Below are 6488 nucleotides of genomic sequence, written 5' to 3'. Positions count from 1 at the left end.
CCCTGATGACATCGCGGGCGCGACGCTCTTCCTTTGTGGCAAAGGTGGGTCTTATGTCACGGGAGAAGTGATCCCGCTGGATGGTGGCATTCATATCGCCACAGGCACCAATTTGTTTGGACAGTGAGGGGCTTATGGAATTGACCATAGAAGAACTTGAGGCCCGGGTTGGCCAGCAGATCGGCTTGTCTGACTGGGTGGAGGTCGATCAGTATATGATCTCCACCTTTGGCAAACTGACCTTTGATGAGCAGTTTATCCATATGGATCCTGAGCGCGCCGCGGCTGAAACCCCGTTTGGCGGTACCATCGCCCATGGGTTTCTCACACTCTCACTCGCCAGCAAATTCGCCATAGAAACCCTGCCGGATGTGAAGGGGCGGACCATGGGCATCAACTATGGTTTCAATAAAATCCGCTTTTTACATCCTGTCGCCAGTGGTAAGCGCATTCGGGGACGTTTCACTCTGGATAATCTGACCCGCAAGGGAGATGGTCAGATCCTTCAGGAGTTTGGTCTTTCTATTGAGATTGAGGGTGTCGAAAGCCCCGCGTTGGTCGCACAATGGCTGACAATGACGTTTTTTGAGGAGGTAGCTGCATGACGCAGGACACGATAAATTTTGCCGGTCAGGTAGCGATTGTTACGGGCGCAGGCGGTGGGCTTGGCCGTCTTTACGCGCTGGACCTTGCTGCGCGCGGCGCTGCGGTGGTGGTGAATGATCTGGGCGGCTCTGTTGATGGCTCCGGTTCGTCCGCAACCGCTGCTGAAACGGTTGTTGAGGAGATCAAAGCAGCAGGCGGTAAAGCAATTGCCAACGCTGCGGATGTGACGGATGAGGCTGCTGTCAACGCTATGGTGGCGGACACTGTTGCAGCATTCGGGCGCGTTGATATTCTCATCAACAACGCTGGCATCCTGCGCGATAAGTCCTTTGCCAAGATGGAAATGTCCAACTGGAACAAAGTGGTAGACGTGCACCTCAATGGCGCGGCGCTCTGCACCAAGGCCGTTTGGAACGTGATGAAAGAGCAGGGCTATGGCCGCATCATCATGACCACATCTCCCTCCGGCATTTATGGCAACTTTGGGCAGGCGAACTACGGCGCTGCGAAAGCGGGCCTTTGGGGCATGATGAATACGCTTGGCCTTGAAGGGGCAAAAAGCAACATTCACATCAACTGCATCGCACCTTCTGCCGGCACGCGCATGACAGAAACCATCATGGATGCTGGCACGCTGAAGATGCTTGCGCCGGAAAACATCACGCCTGCAGTGGTGTTCCTGTGTTCTGAGGCTGCGCCAACCCGTAAGGTGCTTGTGGCCGCTGCCGGCACTTACACACTGGCTGAAATGGTTGAAACACAAGGCATTCATTTGGCTGAGGATGACCGTACACCAGAGGCTATCGCTGCCAACTGGGGCCGGATTGCTGACCGCACGGATGCGGAGCCGGTGAACAGCGCCATGGAAGGTGTTGCCAAGCTGGTAAAGGCAATGGCCAACGCCTGAGCCTAAATGCCGATAAGGAGCCTGACTGTTCACGGGACGGGGGAACCGTCAGGCAACCGGATGTTTCATGGAGGAGGGGAGCCCATGACGAACGCCTTGCATACATTAGAGAAACCAGCGCTACAGGCTTATCTGAAGCAGCACATACCGGAGTTTGGTGAGCTTCTGGAGATTGAGAAATTTCCGGGCGGCCAATCCAACCCAACTTACAAGCTGGTGACCTCTGACAAGACCTACGTCATGCGAGCTAAACCTCCGGGAACCTTGCTGAAATCCGCCCATATGGTGGATCGCGAGTATCAAGTGATGACGGCTCTGGCGGGCAGTGATGTGCCTGTGCCCAAGACCTATCATTTGTCTGCGGAGGATTCTCCAATCGGCACCATGTTCTTTGTGATGGAGTATGTTGAGGGGCGGATTTTCTGGGATCCTGCTCTGCCGGAGTGCTCAAATGAAGAGCGTATGGCGATCTTTGCGGAGATGAACCGCGTGTTGGCCGCGCTGCACGATGTCTCTCCCAATGCCGTTGGTCTGATGGACTATGGCAAGCCCGGCAACTACTTTGAGCGGCAGACCGGACGCTGGATCAAACAGTACAAGGCCTCAGAAACCGTCACGATTCCAGCCATGAACCGGCTGATGGAGTGGCTGGAAGCGAACATGGTGGAGGATGATGGTTCGACTTCGCTGGTGCATGGGGATTGCCGGCTCGACAACCTGATTTTCCATCCCACAGAGCCACGGATTGTGGCTGTGCTGGATTGGGAGCTTTCTACGCTTGGCCATCCGCTGGCGGACCTTGCCTATCAGTGCATGCAGTGGCGTTTGCCGTCTTTCAAAGGCCTGCGCGGTTTGGCAGGGTTGGATCGTGTGGTGCTCGGTATTCCGCTTGAAGAGGAGTACGTCCGCCAGTACTGTATGCGTCGCGGGCTCAGCGAGATTGAGAACTGGGAGTTCTATCTCGCGTTCTCCATGTTCCGATTAGCCGCAATTATTCAAGGGGTTGTAGCACGTGCTGAAGCAGGCAACGCCTCCAACCCGCAAGCCGCAGAAATGATGCGAAAAGCTGTCCCCCTCATCGCCGGCATGGCCTGTGAGGTGGTTGGCGAACTGGTGGAGTAACGAGAGTGAACAAGCGATCCGGGCGTTGTATGTGCGGGGCGGTATCCTACAAGATTGAGGGTGATCCTGTGGTTACGGCTCAATGTCATTGTGAGGAATGTCGCCGGGTGAGTGGGACCGGCCATACGGTTGGTGCCATGTTCCGGGCGGATCAGGTGAATATCTCCGGCGAGCTGGGGGAATATCTTTACACCTCCGCCAACGGCTCAAAGGTCACCAAAGCCTTCTGCCCAGGTTGCGGAAGTCCGATCTATGGCCGCAACACCAACGCACCTGACCACATGACGTTGCCGCTCGGTTCCATGGACAACGCGGATGATCTGGAAATTGAGGTCGTCATCTTTGACCGCGACAAACCGCATTGGGATGCCCTGCCAGAAACAGCAGCGATCTTCGAAACCCAGCCAGACTGGAAGCCGGAGAAGGTGTGAAGCCTAAAAGACGCGCTCCACAAACAACAATGCCCGCCTAAACCGGGTTAGGCGGGCATATTCGCAGGGGTTTGTGTCAGAGCTGCAGGGGCTGAGTACTTCGAGATCTCGACAAAACGGCGAGATAGCTGGTGCTCAGGGGCTGCGAAAAACTCTTGTGTTTCCTTGTGTTCTACAATCCTTCCGCCATCCATCACCGCGATGTCATCGGCCAGTTTTGCCAGTGTTTGAAGGTCGTGAGAGATGATCAGGAGGCCCATGTTCATCTCTGCCCGTACCTTGCGCAGCAGGAAGGTTATCTGCTCCTGCGTCACCAGATCCAGCGCGGAGAGCGGCTCATCCAGCACAAGAAACCGCGGTTTCACGGCCAAAGCGCGTGCCAGAGCAACACGTTGGCACTGCCCGCCGGAAAGCTGATGTGGTCGCTTGGCTGCGCAAGTTGCATCCAACCCAACCATATCTAACAGGTCTTGTGCCTGTCGCTGGCGTTCAGCCTTGGGCAGCTTATGGATGGCTTTCAGCGGCTCGCAGATTAGGTCCAGCGCACTCAAGAAAGGGCTCAAAGCTGCCAGAGGGTCCTGCCACATGTAGTGGATGATATCTCCGGTCTTGCTGAGGTCGGGGAAGAAGATCTGGTCGTTGTGAAACAGCGTCTCTTGCGGTGCGGGGATGATCCCCGTCATAGCCTTGGCAAGCGTTGATTTTCCGCAGCCGGAGCGGCCTACAAGGCCGGTTGTGCGGGAGGGATGCAGGGTCAGGTTGACTTGTGAAAGCACCTGATTGGAGCCATAGGCGATGGAGAGGTGTCTTGCTTGCATGGTCATAGCTGAAGTCTTTCCATAGCGCCTGTAATTTCCGCAGTTGCACGGTGGCAATCCGATGTGATTGGTTGGTTCAGATCGCAGGCGTCAACGAGTTGGCCAGCGTCCATCACCAGCACAGAGGTGCAGGTTTGGCGGACAATGCGCAGATCGTGGCTGACGAACAGCAGAGCGGAGCCAGCTTCCTGCTGCACCACGTTGAGAGCTTCTAGCGTTTCATGCTCGGTGATGACATCAAGGCCAGTGGTCGGCTCATCAGCTATCAAAATAGTTGGCTTTAAAATCAACGCCATAGCCATCATCACCCGCTGCTTCATACCACCACTCAAAGCGTTGGGATACTGCTTCAGACAGAGCTTGGGCAGTGAAACCGCTTCGAGTGCCTGAAGGAGAGCATGGTGTGCAGCTTGACCGTGCAGTGAGACGTTTCCTGCAGTTTCAAGCAGTTGTGTTTCAATGGTCAGGCTGGGGTGCAAGGCGCTGCCGGGGCTTTGGAAGATACAGAAGATGCCGGTGCCTCGAATTCTCTGCTTTTCAGCAAAAGGCATTGCCAGAAGGTCTTTGCCTTGAAACCAGATGGACCCTCTTGAAGCTGCCAGAGGAGCACGCAACGCGCCTGTAATCGCGTGGCAGGTCAATGACTTGCCGCAGCCTGATCTGCCGATCAGGCCCAGCCTTTGGTTGGTTGCAAGATCAAAACTGACGCCTTCAACCAGCGCCTCGTTGTTCTGCGCACTGTTGGAAATGGTGAGGTTATGCACCTGAAGAAGGGGGATTTCTACCATCTGTAGGGTTTCCTCTTGTCCAGCTGAAAGCGGATGCCTTCGCCTACTAGATTGAAGCTGAGAACGGCGAGGATGATGACGATGCCCGGAGCCAGCACCACGCTTGGGCGCTCTGCGAAGAAAGGCCGTGCTTCGTTGAGCATGGCGCCCCACTCCGCAGCAGGTGGCTGAGCGCCAAGGCCGAGGAAGCTGAGAGAGGATAGCACCAGCAGAAGGCCCGCCATTTCAAGGGAAAGAACCACTAGCAGCGGGGGTAAGATTTGCGGCAGAATGTGCCGCCCGATGATGCTGAGCGGCTTTTGTCCGCATTGGCGGGAGGCCAAAACGTACTCTTTGGAAGCTGCTTCCAGCGTTAATGTACGGACCAAACGGGCGAGGCTGGGCCACCAGGCCAGGGCGACGCCGATGACGGCGGAGGTGAGGGAAGCGCCCAGATAGCCGATGATGGCGAGGGCGAACACGAGCATGGGAAACGCGAGGAAGATATCCGCAATCCGCATCAAAACCGCATCAACCCAGCCTTTGCAGAGGGCTGAGAGTAGGCCTACGGGCAGCGCGATGGCGAGGATAAGTCCAGCTGTTGTCAGCGCTGTGCCAAGGGAGAGTGCGGTTCCTGCCATCAGGCGGGAGAGGATACACCGGCCCAGATGGTCCGTTCCGAGTGGGTAAGTCAGACTGGGAGCGCTGAGACGGTGCAGCAGGTCAATCTGGTTGGGCGGGTTGGGGGCGAAGGCTTCGCCGCCGAGTGCCAGAGTGATGAAGAAGCACAGGAAGAGCCCACCCAGCAAAAATGTGGTTCTGCCTCTGAGGAGCTGTGTTGCCCGCGAGAGGGGGGTAGATTTTGCACTATCAACGTACGCCATGGTCATCCTCCTTGAGTTGAGGCATGAGCCAATGGTTCGTCAGGTCCGCCGCAAAGTTCGCCAGAAAGAACACCAGCCCCATAAACAGCAGATACGCCTGCAGGATCGCAAAATCCCGCTCCGCAATGGCTTGCAGGGCCAGCTGTCCCAGACCGGGCAGGTTGAAGATATTCTCGATAATCACAGACCCACCCAGCAGGGAACCGAAAGAGATGGCCCAGTTGGTGATGAGTGGCGGCAGAATGGACTTCAGCACGTGGCGGCCCAAAATAGCGCGACGTGACAGGCCTTTAGTGATGGCCAGACGGATGTAATCTTCGCTCATCACAGCGATAATCCGTTCCCTCACAAGGCGGCTCATCACCGCCGCGTTGCCGAAGGTCAACGTGATCACGGGCAGGATCAAATCCTGCGCATTACCGAATTGCAGCAGTTTGAACCACCCAAGACCCAGCGCGAATACTGCCAGCAGAAACAACGCCAGCCAGAAGGAGGGCACGGAGACCAGAAACATGGTCAGCACGTAGAGGCTGGTAGAGACCGATGTGCGCTGTGATACAGCGGTTACGGTGCCAAGCACCAGCGACAGGGCCAGCGAGCTGACGAATGCCAGAACGGACAGTGTTGCCGTGATGGGCAGGTGCTCTTTAAACAGCTCCAACACAGGACGGCCTGAGGCGATGGAGGTGCCCAGATCCAGCCGGAACAGGTCCAGCAGCCAGATAAAGTAGCGCTGGATCAGTGGCTTATCCAAGCCATACTCCACCCGCAGCGCCTCCACCTGCTCCGCGGTGAACGACACGCCCAGGCGGCGCAGCTCCATCTCAATAGGATCGCCGGGGGTGAGGCCGATGATTAAAAAACCAATCAGGGTCATGCCAAACAGAGTTGGAATTCCCGAAAGCGTGCGCTTGAAAACAAACTGCTTCATGTGCTGATCTTTCGTGAAAAGG

General features: G+C 56.4%; 9 protein-coding genes. 5 read left to right on the top strand and 4 right to left on the bottom strand.

What is annotated here, in order from left to right:
* The 5 genes from PPL9_RS34135 to PPL9_RS07715 form a co-directional block, all read left to right on the top strand.
* The coding region (locus tag PPL9_RS34135; protein WP_244273365.1) for an SDR family oxidoreductase at positions 1–127 on the top strand (127 nt) is incomplete at its 5' end.
* A 7-nt stretch (positions 128–134) separates the two neighbouring features.
* A complete protein-coding gene (locus PPL9_RS07730; RefSeq protein WP_057462147.1) occupies positions 135–605 on the top strand; it encodes a MaoC family dehydratase in 471 nt (156 codons plus the stop codon).
* Positions 602–1513 carry an SDR family NAD(P)-dependent oxidoreductase gene (locus PPL9_RS07725; protein WP_057462146.1) on the top strand — a complete coding sequence of 304 codons (912 nt, stop codon included), beginning with the start codon at positions 602–604 and terminating at the stop codon, positions 1511–1513. The genes PPL9_RS07730 and PPL9_RS07725 overlap by 4 nt, the downstream gene beginning before the upstream one ends.
* 84 nt (positions 1514–1597) lie before the next feature.
* Positions 1598–2635, top strand: a complete 1038-nt coding sequence (locus tag PPL9_RS07720; protein ID WP_057462145.1) for a phosphotransferase — start codon at positions 1598–1600, stop codon at positions 2633–2635.
* Between the two features lie 5 nt (positions 2636–2640).
* Positions 2641–3066, top strand: coding sequence for a GFA family protein (locus PPL9_RS07715; protein WP_208989237.1), 426 nt, complete (start codon positions 2641–2643; stop codon positions 3064–3066).
* A 47-nt stretch (positions 3067–3113) separates the two neighbouring features.
* Here the strand turns inward: PPL9_RS07715 and PPL9_RS07710 are convergent, their stop codons facing one another.
* From PPL9_RS07710 to PPL9_RS07695, 4 genes are read right to left on the bottom strand one after another with little or no spacing between them, the layout of a single operon-like run.
* The gene (locus PPL9_RS07710) at positions 3114–3890 is read right to left on the bottom strand and encodes a dipeptide/oligopeptide/nickel ABC transporter ATP-binding protein (RefSeq protein ID WP_057462144.1); all 777 of its coding nucleotides are present in this window, start codon (positions 3888–3890) and stop codon (positions 3114–3116) included.
* A complete protein-coding gene (locus PPL9_RS07705) occupies positions 3887–4672 on the bottom strand; it encodes an ABC transporter ATP-binding protein (protein WP_057462143.1) in 786 nt (261 codons plus the stop codon). Before PPL9_RS07705 ends, PPL9_RS07710 begins: the two co-directional genes overlap by 4 nt.
* On the bottom strand, positions 4666–5535 hold the full coding sequence (locus PPL9_RS07700) for an ABC transporter permease subunit (protein ID WP_057462142.1): 870 nt from the start codon (positions 5533–5535) through the stop codon (positions 4666–4668). The genes PPL9_RS07705 and PPL9_RS07700 overlap by 7 nt, the downstream gene beginning before the upstream one ends.
* On the bottom strand, positions 5522–6466 hold the full coding sequence (locus PPL9_RS07695; RefSeq protein WP_057462141.1) for an ABC transporter permease: 945 nt from the start codon (positions 6464–6466) through the stop codon (positions 5522–5524). The genes PPL9_RS07700 and PPL9_RS07695 overlap by 14 nt, the downstream gene beginning before the upstream one ends.
* Positions 6467–6488 lie beyond the last annotated feature (22 nt).

This window comes from Pseudovibrio sp. POLY-S9, from assembly GCF_001431305.1.
Classification (GTDB): domain Bacteria; phylum Pseudomonadota; class Alphaproteobacteria; order Rhizobiales; family Stappiaceae; genus Pseudovibrio.
This window is presented reverse-complemented; position numbering and strand designations above follow the sequence as displayed.

What these genes read in the sequence shown, in the direction of transcription:
- PPL9_RS07730 (WP_057462147.1), top strand. Translation starts at nt 135, where the DNA reads ATGGAATTGACCATAGAAGAACTTGAGGCCCGGGTTGGCCAGCAGATC.
- PPL9_RS07705 (WP_057462143.1), bottom strand. Translation starts at nt 4,672, where the DNA reads ATGGTAGAAATCCCCCTTCTTCAGGTGCATAACCTCACCATTTCCAAC.
- PPL9_RS07700 (WP_057462142.1), bottom strand. Translation starts at nt 5,535, where the DNA reads ATGGCGTACGTTGATAGTGCAAAATCTACCCCCCTCTCGCGGGCAACA.
- PPL9_RS07720 (WP_057462145.1), top strand. Translation starts at nt 1,598, where the DNA reads ATGACGAACGCCTTGCATACATTAGAGAAACCAGCGCTACAGGCTTAT.
- PPL9_RS07695 (WP_057462141.1), bottom strand. Translation starts at nt 6,466, where the DNA reads ATGAAGCAGTTTGTTTTCAAGCGCACGCTTTCGGGAATTCCAACTCTG.
- PPL9_RS07710 (WP_057462144.1), bottom strand. Translation starts at nt 3,890, where the DNA reads ATGACCATGCAAGCAAGACACCTCTCCATCGCCTATGGCTCCAATCAG.
- PPL9_RS07725 (WP_057462146.1), top strand. Translation starts at nt 602, where the DNA reads ATGACGCAGGACACGATAAATTTTGCCGGTCAGGTAGCGATTGTTACG.